Source organism: Alphaproteobacteria bacterium (assembly GCA_040220875.1).
Lineage (GTDB): Bacteria > Pseudomonadota > Alphaproteobacteria > JAVJVX01 > JAVJVX01 > JAVJVX01.
Genome location: JAVJVX010000005.1, coordinates 490,253 through 505,337, shown reverse-complemented (window position 1 = coordinate 505,337; position 15,085 = coordinate 490,253). Strand labels below are relative to the sequence as shown.

Sequence of the window (15,085 nt, the reverse complement as noted above, 5' to 3'; positions counted from 1 at the left end):
CCCTTTGCCCCGCCGGCCCTGCCGGCGGAATTTGCTCAGCTCAGACCGATCATGACATGCCTGCGAAAGGCCGGGCGGTCCATGAGCCGCTCGTACCAGGCGCTGAGACGCGGCAGCTCGGGCCGTTCTAGGGGCAGTTCGAACCAGCGATAGGCGTACATGCCAAGGGATATGTCGGCGACGCTGAACTCGGCCCCCGACAGATAGTCTCCTTCGGCCAGCCCGCCATCCAGAATGGTCATGGCGGCACGGAACTTCTCGATACCCTGATTGATGGCGGCCCAGTTGCGTTCGGCTTCCGGCGCGCGGACGAGGCCCAGAAAAACCGGCGCCTGGGCCGGCGAGACCGTGCTCAATTGCCAGTCCATCCAGCGCTCGCCACGTGCCCGGGTGCGTAGGTCAGCCGGATACAGGCAGGGCGTCCGGTCGGCATGGCTGGCGGCCAGATAACGGATGATGCTGTTGCTTTCCCAGAGGACGAAGTCATCCTCGACCACGGTCGGAATGAGGGAATTGGGGTTGAGCCGCTGATAGGCATCGTCTTTGGTGTTGCCGAAAGCGGCCCCGTAATCTTCGCGCTCGAACGGGATATCGAGCTCATCGCAGCACCAGAGCACCTTTTGCACGTTGGATGATGACTTGCGCCCGAGGATTCTGAGCATCGTCTGCCTCCTGACTGATGCGACGAGGGTAAAGCGGCTGCCCCTCCGGGGCCAAGGCAAAAAAAGGGCCGCCACGCTGCCGCGGCGGCCCTCTCGCTGTTTGTTGGTCACCCGTGCCTAGCGGCCAGCGGCCTCGAGTGTCGCCAGGGTGAAATCGTTTGAACCGGTACCCTGCGTATTGATCGCGAACTCTTCCGCAACGTGGAAGTTGGTCGCATGCATGCGCTGGTAATCCGCCGTATAGCCCCAGGCCTCGAAGGACCACTGTTCCACCTTGCCCGAACGCGGGTCGATGAAACCATCCGCCGTGTCATAGAACCGCGAGGCGAAGGTCTGGGTTTTCCAGAAGTCACCCTTCCGATCGTAGGCCACCTGGAACATGTAGTTGAAGTGGATGGCATCAAAGAACGCAATCCGCTTGCTGTAAGGATGGGCAGCGGGCGGGATGGCTTCGACGACATACGCTTCACGCGGCATGAAGACTTCGTCCATATTCCAGTACGGCCACTGGTCCTCGATCAGACGCGGGAATTCTTCCCCGATGTTGTCCTTGCCGTACTGCCAGGATGCGCGGGTGCCCTTGGGGCTTTCGCCACGCTGCGAATCGCCCGGATGCAGGACCCATTTTTTGCCGAGCAGGCGGAAGTTCTCGTACCAGCCCGGATTGGCGTTGAAGCCGATATCGTCCTGCAACTGGTCGGTCCCGCCGATCGGGTCGAACCAGGCGCCGCCCGACAGACGGCGAACCCGGCGCACTGTCCGGATATAGGCCCAGACATCGTCGAGCTGGGCGCCGTTATAGGCGATGGTGAACGTGCCGACGCCCTTGATGTCGTGGGGCGTGACGGCGAAGAGCAGCGCGGCGCTGAACCGATCGCCATCGCCGAGAACCGGCGGTCCGCCCGTGACGCGGCCGATGTAATAGAACCGGCTGAAGTTCCAGCGCTGAATGCGCTCGACCCCCGAGTTGCCGTCAGAGAGGGTGAACACGAAGTTGGGGCCGGTGTAACTGCCCGGGCTGCCAAACTGATCGCCCTTGGGCCGGCTTACCCGGTAGTTCCAGACGACCTTGGCGCCCGCTTCGGGATCATCCATGTCGATTTCAGCGAACGGAAACCCGGCCTTGTAGTTGCTGATCTGCCGTGTGCTGGGATCGTACTGCGTCGTTCCGGCATATTGCTTGGTCGCCTCTACCAGCCGGTAGGGCAGATTTTCGGCCTCGGTCGTGTCGTTGCTGATGAGCTTCATCGGGTAGGCGTAATTCCGGATGACATGCTCGAAGCGCTCGTGCGGGATCATGTCGCCGATCCGCTTGCCATCGAGGCACTTGTTCATCAGATCGTCGATCGTATCCTTGGTGAGCATCGTGCCGCGGGGCACGTCCGGCCCGTCACAGGCCGCGAGGGCCGTCCGGTCGATGCTGGCGAGCGCCAGGACCCCCAGGCCGGCGACCGCCAGCTTTGAGATATTCTTCATTCGCTTACTCCTCCTCGTTGGTAGCGACGGAGATGTGGGACGTTTGCGCCCCTCAGATTTTTTCTGTTTCCACATTTTTTGTTGCACGTCGAATTCGGTTGCATGCCGGGCCCCCTGTTTGGGGCGCCGTGATCCCAAGCGCGGTTGCCCACGGCGCCTCCGCAAGCGGGGGCGGTCGTGTGTCACCATAACGGCATCAGGCTTGGGCCCCCCAGACACGGTTCCGTTACCGGTTCTCCATTACCGCTACATATACCAGAGCGGTCGGGCGCGCCAGCCCGGTTGGCCCCGAGCACACGGATTTTTGAGTCCGCGCCTCAATCGTTCCGCGCGGAATTCCGGGAAAATACCTGCCCGCTCAAGATATTGTTATTAAGCAACCGCTTTCCGGACCTCGGCACAGGCGAGTTTAGGCATCACTTCCTCACCGAATTCCCGGATGCCGCCGACGAAATCGGGCCAGCTGAATAGCATACCATCCACCTTGGTATTTTCCGCGATCTCGTCGATCCTGCGCGCGACCGTCTGGTAGGAGCCGTGGATCACGGGAAAGCCCATAAAGGCCATATTGCCGTTCTCGAGGCTCTGGGCCAGCCCGGCCTTCAGATGGTCGGCCGTCCCGCCGGCATTGGAATCCAGATTGGCGCTGTTGATGATATTGCGGATGGCCCCTTCGTCGGCCCGGGCGATGATGTCCTCGCCGATTTTGCGGGCCTCTTCGTCCGTCGGCGCGGTGATCAGGCCGAACAGCGCGTAAGTCCCCACCTCGCGCCCGTGCGCCTTGCCCTTGCTCTTGAGGAAGTCGTTGATCCCGGACAGTTCCTTGGGCTCGGCCATGACGAAGTTGCGGTCCCCGGACTTGGCGACGAATTCCATGCCCCGCGGGGACTGACCAGCGCAGACGATGGGGATTTCCCGTGACGGTTTGGGCAGGCAACTGCAGTCGGTGAGATCGAAGAATTCACTCTTGTGGGTCACGGTGCCCTCGCGCCAGAGGGCGCGCAGGATCGAGAGGTAATCCTCGGCGAATTCGTAGCGCTTCTCGTAGTATTCGTCGCCCCGCCAGAGCCCCATCTGCGTGTATTCCGGCTTGTTCCAGCCGGTCACGATATTCAGCCCGGTGCGCCCGTCGCTTATGTCGTCCAGGGTCGCGATCATGCGGGCGACATAGGCGGGATGCTGGCTCAGCACCGCAATGCTCGGAAAAAGGCCGATCCGCTCCGTCACCGCCGCCAGACCGGCCATCAGTGTGAAGGATTCGAGGCAGGCGTCCCAATACCCCGTCTCGCCGCCGAAGCCTTTGAACTTCATCATGGAGAGGACGAAATCGAGGCCCTGCCGCTCGGCCTCGAGCGTGATCGCCTTGTTGTGTTCGAAGGTGGGCAGATACGGCTCCACACCTCGCGAGACGATATAGCCGTTGCTGCCATTGGGCAGAAAAACGCCGAACTTCATAATTCCATCTCCCCTTGCGCGCCGAATGTTCCCGGTGCCGCAATGCCGCGCAACAGCCCTAAGTGATTTCACGTAGGGACATGCTAAAATCCATGCCCGCGATATGCACGGTTTTTTTCCGGCTGTGCCGCTACGGGTTACGGGGAAACCGGGTTCCGCCCAGATAGGCGCGTGCCTCCGCCGTACGCGGGCGGTCGAAGAAATCGCTCGCCGGCCCGGCCTCGGCCAGCCGGCTCCCTGTTTCATGGGGCCACAGAAACAGGACGTCCTCCGCCAACCGGCGGCCGAGATGCAGGTTATGGGTGACCAGCACCACAGCGCGGGTACGTGCGAGGCGCAGGATCACCTCTTCGACCACGGCCGCCGCCGCCGGGTCGAGCGCAGCCGTAGGCTCGTCCATCAGCAGGATCTCCGGCTCCAGCGCGAGGGCGCGGGCGAGGCAAAGCCGTTGCTGCTGTCCGCCGGAGAGCGTGCGCGCCGGCGCCGACAGCCGATCTTTCACTTCCTCGAACAGTCCCGCCTCATGGAGGAGCTGCTCGATCCGGGCCTGCATGTCGCGCCGGCGCACCATTCTGTGCTGGCGCAGCGGGATGCGAAGATTGTCGGCGACCGAGGCCGGAAAGGGGGTGGGAGTCTGGAATACCACGCCCGCCCGCGCCGACAGGGCGGCTGGCCCCGTCAGCCTGCGCCCCGCCGCTTCCAGCAGCCAGATTTCGCCTCCGAGCCGGCAGCCGGGCACGAGCGGCGTCAGCCCCGCCAGCGCGTGCAGCAGGCTGGTCTTGCCCGCGCCGCTCGGCCCCAGAATGACGGTCAGGCCGGGGGCGCGCAACTCGACGGTCACGGAGGCGAGGGCCGTCCGGGCACCGTAGGCAATCGACAGTGCCCGTGTCCCGAAACGCAGGCGGTGGTTGGCGGGGAGGCCGCTTGCCATCGCTGTCATGGTCGGGCACGCACGATTGCCCGGGTTCCGCCCAGGATCAGGCCTGCCTGGGACAGGATCAGAAGTGCCACCACCAGGACGAGGGCCGTCCCGAAGGCGTAAGCGTTGCCGCCGGGCACGTTGAGAGCCAGATCGTAAACATGGACCGACAGCGCACGGCCCGAATCGAGCATGCTTTCGGGCAGGCGATCGACATAGCCGCTCGTGAAGATGAGCGCCGCCGTTTCCGCCAGGGCCCGTGTGAGCCCCAGAATTACGCCGGCCACAAGACCGGGTAGCGCGATGGGGAGCAGGACGCGGCGCAGGGTTGTCCAGCGGCCAAGCCTGAGCGCGGCCGCGCACAAATGCTGGTCGCGCGGCACATCCGAAAGGGCCGCCTCGCTCGTGCGTATCATGAACGGCAACACCATGATGGCCAGGGTCAGGCCGCCGGAGAGAATCGAGAAGCCGAAATTCAGAATCTCGGCAAAAAACAGCAAGCCGAAGAGGCCGAACACGATCGAGGGCACCGCCGCTAACCCGTCCAGGGAACGCCGGATCAGTCGCCCGGCCCGGCTCGCCGCATCCAGTTCGAGAGCAAGGAAATAGGCGGCGAGAAAGGAAAGCGGAAAGGCGGCGGCGAAGCAGATCGCCATAAGCCAGGCCGTCGAAACGAGAATGGGATATATCCCGCCGGCGCGCCCGCCATCGCGCGGGCTGTCGAGAAGAAACGACCAGGACAGCGCCTTGGCTCCGGCCAGAGAAATATCTGCCAGTATCCAGAGAAAGACTCCGGTCACCAGAAGGGCGGCGAGCCCGGCGGTGCCGGCGCTCGCCAGGCGGCGCAATCGTCTGGCGCTCGAAGCGTGCTTCGCGTTCAGTCGGGCACCCGGTACTTCGGTGCGCGCGGTCATCAGCTTTTCCTTTTCAAGGAAATCGCCGCCGCCGTTGCCAGCACCAGCAGCACCAGGACAAGTGCGCTCACAAAAAGAGTGGCGCGATGGGCTTCTGTCGCGTAGCCCATCTCCAGCGCGATGTTGGCCGTGAGAGTCCGAACCGGCGCAAAAACGCTGTCAGGTATTTGCACGATGTTGCCGGCGACCATGACGACGGCCATGGTCTCGCCAAAGGCACGCCCGGCGGCCAGAAGGAGGCCGCCGCCGATACCGCGCCGCGCCGCCGGCACCGCCGTGCGCCAGATCAGGTCGGCCCGGTCCGCTCCGAGTGTGAGCGCGCCGTCGATCTGTTCCGGTGGCACGCCGCCGAGCGCCGCATCGGCCGTGATCGCGACTGTGGGCAGCACCATGATCGCCAGGACGAGGGCGGCGGCCAGCAGGCTGGGGCCGGGCGGCGAGAGGGCGGCGATCAGGGGCACGATGACGGTGAGCGCCCAGAGGCCGAAGACAACCGACGGCAGCGCGGCAAGGATGAAAACCACCCGCCGGAACCCTCCGGCCAGCCAGCGCGGGGCGTAAAATCGCCGAAACACGGCCGCGAGCAGACCGAGCGGCCCGGCCAGGACCATCGCGCCGGCCGCGGCGAGGAGCGTGCCGACGATCATGGGTGCCATGTCGTACCGGCCCGCCAGCGGATGCCATCCGCCATCACTGACAAAACGCCAGACCCCGATCTCCGCCAGTGCCGGCCAGCTGGCATAAGCGATAAAGGCCAGGATCATGACGAGTGTCAGGGCGCTGGTCAGGACCGCAAGCCTCGCACCGCCACGGAGCAGCAGGTCGGCGACGGTGGTCATCGGCCGCGCTCGGCCGGAGACAATCCGGGTCACGACAGGGGACTGGCGACCGGGCTGAATGAAAAGGACCTGATCACGGCCTGCGAGTCTTCCGACAGCGCGAAACCGATGAAGTCCTTCACCGCACCTTCGGGATCTTTCCCGAGGATGAAATTGAGATTGCGCGACACCGGGTACTCGCCCCGCTCGATGCCGGTCAGGGTGGGCGTACGGCCGTCGAAATCGAGCAGCCGAATGGCCGTGCCTTCCTCGGCCGCCGCTTGGGCCGGGCCGAGCGAAACATAGCCGATGGCCCCGGCACTCCCGGCAACCGTCTTTATGCCTTGCGCGTTGTCACCCACTATGACGTCGGGTTTGATTTCGGTGTTGTCCAGTTCGAAATATGTGAGAAACATGTCGAGCGTTCCGCGGCCTTCGGCCTTGTGGACCAGCACGATCACCTGGTCCGGGCCACCGACGTCGCGCCAGTTGCCAGTCTCGCCCAGATAGATGCGCCGTATCTGTTCGCGAGTCAGGTTTTTCACGGGATTGCTCGCATGGGTGATGAACGCGAGCCCGTCGCGCGCGAGGGGAATGGTGCGAAGTCCGTCCTCCCCCGGCTTCAGTTCGCGGCTGGCCATACCGATATCGGCTGTCCCCGTACGGGCGTCCCGGATGCCCCGGCCCGATCCGCCGGTCTGCACGTCGATCCGGATGGCCGGATTTCGAGCCTCGAAACCTTTCGCGATCTCCAGCACAACAGGCGCCATGGTGCTCGAGCCCGTCAATGTCACACGGGTCCGTGGCGCGGGCGAACCATCTGAGACATCCGTCTCCCCATCGCCGCAGCCCTGCAGCCCAAGCGCCAGCAGAAGCAGCAAGGCAAGAGGTGGCGTTGCAAGACCCGGAAACGATATCCTCGTCATGACCAATCTTCCTTCCGGTCGAAATGGAGGCTGCAGCAGCCGAACTCGAGCCGGTCCGGCGCGCCGCCGCCAGCCGGGCCGCGCGTGAGTCCGGGGACCAGGCTGTAGACGATGGTTTTGCCATTGCGCTCGGTGCTGACGAGGCCGGCCTCGCGAAGGATCCTCAGGTGATGGGACAGCAGGGAGCGCTCGATCCCGACCGCCCGCGCCAGATCGCTCACCGGGCGCGGCTTTCTCGCGAGGTGGCGCAGGATGGCGAACCGGCGGGAATCAGCGACGACCCGGAGCCGTTGGGCGCAGTCCGCGGCGTCGGTGGTCTCGAGGGGGGATGGTTTTGGAATGTCTGTTCCGTTCACCGGACAAAACTAGGGCGGCAACATATGAATGAAAATTCACATGTCTGTGACGGCCCCCTGGTTTCGCCGATTTCCCCCGGCAAATAACGCTATTAAGAGGGCTGGATTTTACAACTGGTATGCTAGAATACGTCGGCTGCCAGGGCGTGCTTGTCAGGGCGTGCTGCTGCGACCGACGGGTGATCGAGCGCCCGGCATCCGGGCGGCGCACCGCCCGGAAAAGCCGACGCCGACGAAAGGGCGCAGGTTGCGGAATTCGGGACAGGGAACACAAGAGTGAGGAAACAATGCGCAATATAGATTTGGACAACATCACACGGGCTGTCATCGAGCATGCGGATCCCAAGGTCGCCGATCCGCGCCACTTCGAGATATACGAAAGTCTCATCCGCCATCTGCACGATTTCGTGCGGGAAGTGAAGCTCACGTCGGGAGAGCTTCACGCCGCCCGCGGCCTGATCAACGCGATCGCGCGGCCGCATCAGGAAATGCCGGACGGCGAGACTCACATGATGACGGACCTGCTTGGCATCTCCGAACTGGTCGAGCTGATCCACGACCAGGACCGCAAGGGCGCCACGGAAACCAACCTGGAAGGGCCGCTCTACGTGCCCGATCCGCCCAAGCGCAAGATGGGCGAGTGCATCGGTGTCGATCCTGACGGCGACGCGCTTTTCATGGAGGGGCGCGTGCTGGACGAGAAGGGCAAACCTCTCGCGAACGCGACGGTGGACGTCTGGCAGCCCGATTCCAAGGGCTTCTATGATGTTCAGGATCCGGATCAGGAACCGGGGAATTTCCGCGGCCTGTTTGTCACCGATGACGAGGGCCGCTACGCCTTCGAGACTGTGGTGCCGCTCGGCTACAACGTGCCGGCTTCGGGGCCCAGTGGCGAAGTCCTGCGCGCGCTGGGTCGCCATACCTGGCGGCCGGCGCATATCCATTTCAAGATCCATGCGCCGGGCCACGAGCGTCTGACCACGATGGTCTATGTCGAGGGCGCGAAATACATCGATTCCGACACCACCTTCTCGGTCAAGAAGGCCATTATCGACCCGCAATTCAGGGACAGCGAGGCCGACCTCAAGCGCCGGGGCCTCGATAAGCCTTTCTACGAGGTGTCGTACGATTTTGTGATCCGCGAGGCGGTCCACGAAAAGGTGGCGGCCGAATAACGTCGCCCCCGCGACCCGTATTCCGTTTCCCGACCCTCACGGCCCGGATCCTCAGATCCGGGCCCCTTCTTGTGCGCCCGCTCCCCACGCCCGGGCAGGCCGGGCATTTTCAGCCGGCTGCAACAGATCAAGGCGCCCGCGCCAACATCGCGGTAAACTGATTTTGTACGGCCTGACCTTCTGAATCAGGAATCAGATCGAAAACCAAGATGGAGCGAACCGATGATCTGCCGAAGATTTCCCCTGGACGACGTAAAACGGCGTCTTTTGAGCGAGAGAATGATCCTGATCGTGATCCTGTTGGCGGGGGGCGCGCTGATGCTGTCGATCGCAAGCCGCCCGGCCGGCGCAAGTGAGCACGGCGAACGCGGCCCGGATCATCACGGTAAGATGTTCGAGCGTGCCGATGGCGATGGTGATGGCGTGCTGAGCCTTGAAGAGATGGTGGCGGCACGCGAGGCTCATTTCGACGCCATGGACACGAATGGCGACGGGACCGTCTCGAAGGCGGAATGGCAGGCGCGAATCGCCGACATGTTCGCCAAGGCCGATTCGGACAACAGCGGAACGCTGACCCGGTCTGAAATGCGGGCGCATCATCGCCAGCACCGGATGCCCGGGCGGGACTGACCGGGCGGGACTGGCCGGGCGGGACTGGCCGAAGGGCGCCCGGGCCGGGGCCGTGCCGCCCCTGGTCGCCGCCCCCTCTGGCTCCCGCCCCTCGCTTCGACTGGTTGTGCGGGGCGGCCGTCGGGCGATAAAGGCACGGGGGGTCCGGTTTCGCCTCCCCAAAGGGGGTAGGACATTCGTGCCTCCCCCCTAGCACCCGCGCGAGCCAAAAAAAAGATCGATTATTGATGGATTTAGCGGTAAACCGCCCTCTGGCTTCGGCGCGGGCCGAGAGTGGACGGCCCGATGCGGGAGACCTGCCGCCGAGATCCGATCTGAAGGCGTAGATGCCGAAAATTCTCTCCCCGTCCCGGTTTCAGGCGCTGGCCGCCGCACGCCGCCCGAAGACGCCTGCCAAGGCGACGGCATCGCTCCTCGCCATCGCAGCCTGGCTCGCCGCCGCCGGCGCCATGGCGGGCGATCAGACCATCAGCGCGCTGACCTCCTCCCCCCAAAGCACCACCGTGGGGGATGGTACGGGGCCGGGCGATATCTTGATCACCAATACCGGTTCGGTAGATGTGACGCTCAGCAACGCAGCGGCAGTCACGATCGATTCCGCCAATGATGTGACCAATAACGGCAATATCATCAACCGCGGCATTAACAACGCGGTGGCGGTGCTGGTGCCGACAGCCGTGTCGATCGCCGGCAATCTCGAGAATGAAGGTACGATCCTGACGACGGCCGCGAACAATGTGGCCGTGCGCATCGAAGGCGATATGACCGGGCGGATCTTCAACGGCGGCTCGATCAGCACGGGCGTTGCGGCGCTTTTCGACGCCGACGGGAACAGGACCCAGAATGCCGTTGCGGGCGGCACGGCTCTCGCGATCGGCGGCAATATCGCGGGGGGCATCTTCAATGACGGGCCGGTGGGCGACGCCAGCACCCCCATCGCCGGGTCGATCATCACGCGCGGCTCCGCCCCGACCATCCTTATTGCCCCCTCGGTCGATTCGGGGGGGGCTGACGATATTACCATCGGCGCCGTCGCCGGCTCGGGCTTCGGCATCCTGAACCGGGGTAGCATCACCAGCCAGGGCGGCGATCAGGGGGTCAGTTCGACCGCGATCCGGATCGAAGGGGTCGCGCCCTTCACCACAACCATCACGGGCGGCATCCGCAACGAGGAAGAGATCACGGCCACGGCCGTTGATGCGGACGCGACCGCGATCTCGATCGGCTCCAACGTGGTCTTGCCGACCATCTCGAACACCCAGCTTATCAGCGCCACGACGCAAGGCCTGGTCGAAGACACGACGACCGATGATCCGGTGACGGGCGGCGACGCCGTGGCGATCGTTATCGAGGCGGGCGGTGTCAACACCATCCTCAACCAGGCGGACGGTGTGATCAGCGCCACCGCGCGGGGGGATGCGACGAATGCGACGGCGATCTCGAGCCCCGGCGGGACCATCGGTACGATCACCAATTCAGGCTTCATTACCGCAACCATTGCCGAAGACAGTACCGGCACGGCGACGGCGATCAATCTCGGCGGTTCGGCCACGGCGGCCACCATCACCAATACCGGCCAGATCACGGGGCACATTGTTCTGGGCGATGGCGATGACACGCTGACCCAGACACTTTCCTCGGTGGAGGGCCGCCAGACCTTCATTACCGGCAGTATCCTGACCGGCGCGGGCGCGGACACGGTCACTATCGGCAGCGGCACCGACCTGTTTGGCGGCATCACCAATGGCGGCGGCACACTCGATGTCGTCGTTTCCGGCGGCACCATCAGTCTGGGCCAGGCCGACCGGATCGAGGCCACGACGGCAAGCTTCGATGCGGCGTCCGCGATCAATATAGAGCTCGACGCGGACGCCCCGGCCGTGGCGCGGATCGCGACGACGGGCACGACATCGATCGCATCGGGCGCGACTGTCCGGCTGTCATTGGATCAAATCCTGACGACCGACGCCACGTTTTCCATCGTCGAAGCAGGCACCCTGACCGCGCCGGCCGGGCTTTCGGGGATCGTCTTCGATCAGCTCCCGTTCCTTTACAACGTGGATTTTTCCGTCGTCGGCGGAACCGACATCGAGGCGGATCTGAGCCTCAAGACGGCGGCGGAGCTGGGTCTCACGGGTAATCAGACGGCGGCGCTCAACCCGCTTCTCAATACGCTGAGCCAGGACGCGACCCTGGGTTCCATCTTCGCCAGCATCCCCACCGAGGGAGAATTCTTCGAGGCCTTCACGCAGTTCCTGCCCGATACCAGCAGCGCGACGCGCCGGGCCGCGATACAGATGACCGATCTGTCGAGCTCGGTGATCGTCAATCGCCTCGACGCCATCCGCCATACAAAACGTCAGAACTGGTTCGGACGTCGGGCGACCAACGGACCGTGGGTCCAGATCCTCGGCGAGACGGGGCGCCAGCGCAAGACAGCGACGCAGGCCGGTTACAAGATCAATACCGTGGGCGTGGCCACTGGCCTCGACAAGGAGATTTCGCGCCGCGTGGCGCTCGGTTTCGGGGTGACCCAGGCCTGGACGGAATATACCGAGAACCGCACCATCGACGACCCGTCCACGATCAGCAGCACCGTCGGCAGTCTGTACGCCACATGGGAGAAAGGGAGCTTCTTCGTCAACATGCTCGGCCATGGGGGGCTCAATCGGTACGAGAGCGAGCGGAATGTCGTGCTCGGGACCGAACTGCGCAACAATCGCGGCGACTGGGACGGCATGCAATTTGGCGGCAATGTCGAGATGGGCGCCCAGCTTGGCGCGTTGGGATTGATCGTGACGCCCCGCGCGGGCATCTCATATCTCACGCTTGACGAGGATGGTTACACAGAAGATGGCGGCGGTATCGTTGATCTCAGGCTGTCTGACAGGGATACCGACTCGCTGCGGTCCACATTGGGGCTCGATGTCGATTATCTGACCCGGACAGGGATCGGCGCGCTGGTCACGGGCATCCATACCAAGTGGTCGCGCGAATTCAATACAGATCCGACAACGGTGACGGCGACCTTCGTGGATACCGGGGAAAGTTTCCGCAACGCGAGCGATGAGATCGAGGAAAATTCGATCAATCTTGGTTTTCTTGGCGAATATCGAACGACCTGGTCATCTTTTTCGGTCGGCTACGATGCGACGGTCGAGGAAAAGTTCCTCAGCCACCGTGCGACGGCCACGCTGCGCCTCGTCTTCTAGACCGGGCTCCGCCGGCATATTCCGGTAACGGGGATGAAAAAACAGGCCGGCGGGACCGGCCTGTTCGTCTTTCCGCAATATGTCGGTGCGCCTAGTTGTTCAGCGCGTCGTCGGCGGCATCGCCGGCATCGTCCATGGCATCGCCCATCGCATCACCAGCGTCTTCCATGGCCTGGCCCGCTTTTTCAGCCATGTTGCTGTCATCCGATTTGTCGCAGGCGCCGAGAAAGCCTGCGAAAGCGACGACGGCCGCAGCGCTGGCAAGGCTTTTCAGGAATTTGTCGAGAGTCATGTCCCCTCCTCTGAATATTGATCCCGCTGATCTGTGGAACCTCCTCATCGTAGCAGACCGGGCGGGGCAAAATCTTCACAAATTTCGGGATAACGCCGATGGTGCGGCTCAGCCGCGCGCCGGCGGCATCTGGCGCAACGTCTTGGACGGCGTTTCGCCAAACCGGCGGGCATAGTCGGCCGCAAAGTTGGAAAGATGCGAAAAGCCCCATTTGAGGGCGATATCTGTGACCGATGAGGTCCGGCGATCACCGCTCAGGAGATCCTCCCGCGCGCGATCGAGGCGCACTTGCTTGGCGAAGCCGATGGGGCCGATACCTCGATATTTGCGGAATCCGCGAAAAAGGGCGCTCGCGCTGACGCCGGAAATCGCGACCAGTTCCTCGATGCCCGGGTTTCCGTGCGCGTGCTGAAGGATGTAATCCTCCACACGTTTGACGAAATACGGGCTTGGAAACTTGCGTTCGCGGTTCATCCATTCGCCGTAGCTGTGTGGCTGGACATTCAGGATCGTTGAAAAAAGGAGGTTCTCGATTTCATCGGTTGTCAGTCCCTGGCTGATCAGGGAGTTTGGCCGATCGAGCTCGGCGAGAATCATGTCGATGAGCGCCCCCAGGCTTCGGCCGCGTCCGTCGGTAAGGCGCAAGAAAGTCTGGAAGGCGATGGGGCGATTGACTGGAATATCGAGATAGCGGCTCAGATATTGTTCGAGCGCCGCCCGGTCCATGCGCACCGTCAATGTCTGACAGTTGAGCGTCAGCCAGTTGTATCGGATGGCCGTTCCGGGCGAATAGACATAAGCCTCGCCCGCATGCAGCACCTGGTGATGATTGGCGGTGATTGCCTCCACCCGGCCCGACAGGATGATCGAGATCAGATAAACTTCTTCCGGGCTGCCGGGGTCGATGGTGATCCTGGCGCCGTAGCGCGAGAAGACCAGCGCGGTTTTACCAAGTCCGACATAATTGATACGCACCGAAAGCGCCGCCGGCCCGTCGAGGAAGGCCAGCTTGTGTGGCGTAATATGGCGGGAGACCACTTCCCGGGCCTCGTCCATATGCCGGGTGCGGAGCAGCGGGTAGCGGTCCAGCGGGTAGGTCTTGCTCATCGAGGCCATTTTGTTAAGTCACTGGAAAACCATATAATGGCACTATGCTACATCAGAATCCCGGAAATCAGGGGAGTAAATATATGGTTGCGGGAATAATCGGATATCGGGAAAGTCCGGCCCTGGCCGGCCCCGCCCCGATCCGCCGGCTGGTGGGGCGGGCGGCGCGAACGGTGAAGCGGGCGGGCAGATGAAGATCGGCATCATGAGCGCTGGCGGGATTGGCGGGTATTTCGGCGCGCGGCTCGCCCTTGCCGGCCATGACGTGGCCTTTGTCGCACGAGGTCGCCACCTCGCGGCCCTCAGGGAAACGGGGCTTCTGCTCCGGACGATGGGCGAGGAAATTCGGCTCGATCCGGTCACGGCGACGGCCGATCCCGGCGAGATCGGGCCGGTCGATTACCTCCTGTTCGCGGTCAAGCTCTGGGATACGGATACGGCCGCCCGCCAGGCGCGCCCCATGGTGGGCCGGGCGACAACAGTACTGACGCTTCAGAACGGTATCGACGGGCTGGCGCGTCTGGAAGAGATCTTCGGGCGGGAACGCGTGATGGGCGGCGCGGCGCTGGTATCGAGTCACATCGCCGCCCCGGGCGTCATCGAGCATGTGGGCACGCTCCGCAAGATTGTTTTCGGCGAAGCCGATGGCCGTATATCGGACCGGGCAGAACAGTTTGCCGGGCTCGCCGGCGAGGCCGGTTTCGAAGCGGAGGTTTCCGGCCGGGCCATCCCCGTCCTGTGGGAGAAATTCATCTACCTCTCGGCGCTTTCGGCCGTGACCTGTGCGACCCGTCAGCCCGTTGGCGGCGTCCGTGGCAATCCGGATTGCCGGGCGCTGTTCGAAGCGGCGGTCTCTGAGGCCGCGGCCCTGGCGCGGGCGCGGCGGATCGCGATCCTGCCCGACACCGAAACCCGCACGCTCGCGTTCTTCGACGGTCTGCCGGGGGAGATGAAGTCGTCGATGCAGGTGGATCTCGAGCGCGGCCGCCGGCTCGAGCTGCCGTGGCTCAGCGGCGCCGTCGTCCGGCTGGGGCGTGAAGCCGGGATTGCCACCCCGGTCCACGAGACACTCGCCCGCGCCCTCGCGCCTTATCGGGACGGCGCACCGCCCGCACCCGCCGGGAGCGGGCGCGAAGTCTAGGC

General features: G+C 63.8%; 14 protein-coding genes. 4 read left to right on the top strand and 10 right to left on the bottom strand.

What is annotated here, in order from left to right; all coding sequences use genetic code 11:
- Window positions 1-35 precede the first annotated feature (35 nt).
- The 8 genes from RLQ26_04670 to RLQ26_04635 form a co-directional block, all read right to left on the bottom strand.
- Window positions 36-662, bottom strand: a complete 627-nt coding sequence (locus RLQ26_04670) for a glutathione S-transferase (protein ID MEQ9088017.1) — start codon at window positions 660-662, stop codon at window positions 36-38.
- A 117-nt stretch (window positions 663-779) separates the two neighbouring features.
- Window positions 780-2,138, bottom strand: coding sequence for a DUF1329 domain-containing protein (locus RLQ26_04665; GenBank protein MEQ9088016.1), 1,359 nt, complete (start codon window positions 2,136-2,138; stop codon window positions 780-782).
- A gap of 372 nt (window positions 2,139-2,510) precedes the next feature.
- Entirely contained in the window at window positions 2,511-3,593 is a 1,083-nt protein-coding gene (locus RLQ26_04660; GenBank protein ID MEQ9088015.1) for an LLM class flavin-dependent oxidoreductase, read from the bottom strand.
- A gap of 130 nt (window positions 3,594-3,723) precedes the next feature.
- Window positions 3,724-4,533 carry a phosphate ABC transporter ATP-binding protein gene (locus RLQ26_04655; protein MEQ9088014.1) on the bottom strand — a complete coding sequence of 270 codons (810 nt, stop codon included), beginning with the start codon at window positions 4,531-4,533 and terminating at the stop codon, window positions 3,724-3,726.
- Window positions 4,530-5,426 carry a phosphate ABC transporter permease PstA gene (gene pstA, locus RLQ26_04650; GenBank protein ID MEQ9088013.1) on the bottom strand — a complete coding sequence of 299 codons (897 nt, stop codon included), beginning with the start codon at window positions 5,424-5,426 and terminating at the stop codon, window positions 4,530-4,532. Before pstA ends, RLQ26_04655 begins: the two co-directional genes overlap by 4 nt.
- Entirely contained in the window at window positions 5,426-6,265 is an 840-nt protein-coding gene (gene pstC, locus RLQ26_04645) for a phosphate ABC transporter permease subunit PstC (protein ID MEQ9088012.1), read from the bottom strand. The genes pstA and pstC overlap by 1 nt, the downstream gene beginning before the upstream one ends.
- A 29-nt stretch (window positions 6,266-6,294) precedes the next feature.
- A complete protein-coding gene (locus tag RLQ26_04640) occupies window positions 6,295-7,170 on the bottom strand; it encodes a phosphate ABC transporter substrate-binding protein (protein MEQ9088011.1) in 876 nt (291 codons plus the stop codon).
- Window positions 7,167-7,526, bottom strand: coding sequence for a metalloregulator ArsR/SmtB family transcription factor (locus RLQ26_04635; protein MEQ9088010.1), 360 nt, complete (start codon window positions 7,524-7,526; stop codon window positions 7,167-7,169). Before RLQ26_04635 ends, RLQ26_04640 begins: the two co-directional genes overlap by 4 nt.
- Before the next feature lie 287 nt (window positions 7,527-7,813).
- Here RLQ26_04635 and RLQ26_04630 point away from each other — a divergent pair, with 287 nt between their 5' ends.
- The 3 genes from RLQ26_04630 (at window position 7,814) to RLQ26_04620 (ending at window position 12,543) form a co-directional block, all read left to right on the top strand.
- The gene (locus RLQ26_04630) at window positions 7,814-8,701 is read left to right on the top strand and encodes a dioxygenase (protein MEQ9088009.1); all 888 of its coding nucleotides are present in this window, start codon (window positions 7,814-7,816) and stop codon (window positions 8,699-8,701) included.
- Window positions 8,702-8,980: 279 nt separating this feature from the next.
- Complete coding sequence (locus RLQ26_04625) at window positions 8,981-9,331, top strand: EF-hand domain-containing protein (protein ID MEQ9088008.1); 351 nt, start codon at window positions 8,981-8,983, stop codon at window positions 9,329-9,331.
- Between the two features lie 326 nt (window positions 9,332-9,657).
- Window positions 9,658-12,543: an autotransporter domain-containing protein gene (locus tag RLQ26_04620; GenBank protein ID MEQ9088007.1), complete on the top strand. Its 2,886-nt coding sequence runs from the start codon at window positions 9,658-9,660 to the stop codon at window positions 12,541-12,543.
- Window positions 12,544-12,634: 91 nt separating this feature from the next.
- On the opposite strand, the gene RLQ26_04615 is transcribed toward RLQ26_04620, so the two are convergent.
- Both RLQ26_04615 and RLQ26_04610 read right to left on the bottom strand, forming a co-directional pair.
- Window positions 12,635-12,835, bottom strand: coding sequence for a hypothetical protein (locus RLQ26_04615; GenBank protein MEQ9088006.1), 201 nt, complete (start codon window positions 12,833-12,835; stop codon window positions 12,635-12,637).
- Window positions 12,836-12,943: 108 nt separating this feature from the next.
- Window positions 12,944-13,942: an AraC family transcriptional regulator gene (locus RLQ26_04610; protein ID MEQ9088005.1), complete on the bottom strand. Its 999-nt coding sequence runs from the start codon at window positions 13,940-13,942 to the stop codon at window positions 12,944-12,946.
- Between the two features lie 190 nt (window positions 13,943-14,132).
- On the opposite strand from RLQ26_04610, the gene RLQ26_04605 reads away from it, so the two are divergent.
- On the top strand, window positions 14,133-15,083 hold the full coding sequence (locus RLQ26_04605) for a 2-dehydropantoate 2-reductase (GenBank protein MEQ9088004.1): 951 nt from the start codon (window positions 14,133-14,135) through the stop codon (window positions 15,081-15,083).
- The last annotated feature ends 2 nt before the right edge of the window (window positions 15,084-15,085 follow it).

Bases quoted from the DNA above. Each gene is read 5' to 3' on its own strand.
- RLQ26_04615 (MEQ9088006.1), bottom strand. From the start codon at position 12,835: ATGACTCTCGACAAATTCCTGAAAAGCCTTGCCAGCGCTGCGGCCGTC.
- RLQ26_04665 (MEQ9088016.1), bottom strand. From the start codon at position 2,138: ATGAAGAATATCTCAAAGCTGGCGGTCGCCGGCCTGGGGGTCCTGGCG.
- RLQ26_04630 (MEQ9088009.1), top strand. From the start codon at position 7,814: ATGCGCAATATAGATTTGGACAACATCACACGGGCTGTCATCGAGCAT.
- RLQ26_04655 (MEQ9088014.1), bottom strand. From the start codon at position 4,533: ATGACAGCGATGGCAAGCGGCCTCCCCGCCAACCACCGCCTGCGTTTC.
- RLQ26_04620 (MEQ9088007.1), top strand. From the start codon at position 9,658: ATGCCGAAAATTCTCTCCCCGTCCCGGTTTCAGGCGCTGGCCGCCGCA.
- pstA (MEQ9088013.1), bottom strand. From the start codon at position 5,426: ATGACCGCGCGCACCGAAGTACCGGGTGCCCGACTGAACGCGAAGCAC.
- RLQ26_04660 (MEQ9088015.1), bottom strand. From the start codon at position 3,593: ATGAAGTTCGGCGTTTTTCTGCCCAATGGCAGCAACGGCTATATCGTC.
- RLQ26_04640 (MEQ9088011.1), bottom strand. From the start codon at position 7,170: ATGACGAGGATATCGTTTCCGGGTCTTGCAACGCCACCTCTTGCCTTG.
- pstC (MEQ9088012.1), bottom strand. From the start codon at position 6,265: ATGACCACCGTCGCCGACCTGCTGCTCCGTGGCGGTGCGAGGCTTGCG.
- RLQ26_04605 (MEQ9088004.1), top strand. From the start codon at position 14,133: ATGAAGATCGGCATCATGAGCGCTGGCGGGATTGGCGGGTATTTCGGC.
- RLQ26_04610 (MEQ9088005.1), bottom strand. From the start codon at position 13,942: ATGAGCAAGACCTACCCGCTGGACCGCTACCCGCTGCTCCGCACCCGG.
- RLQ26_04625 (MEQ9088008.1), top strand. From the start codon at position 8,981: ATGATCCTGATCGTGATCCTGTTGGCGGGGGGCGCGCTGATGCTGTCG.
- RLQ26_04670 (MEQ9088017.1), bottom strand. From the start codon at position 662: ATGCTCAGAATCCTCGGGCGCAAGTCATCATCCAACGTGCAAAAGGTG.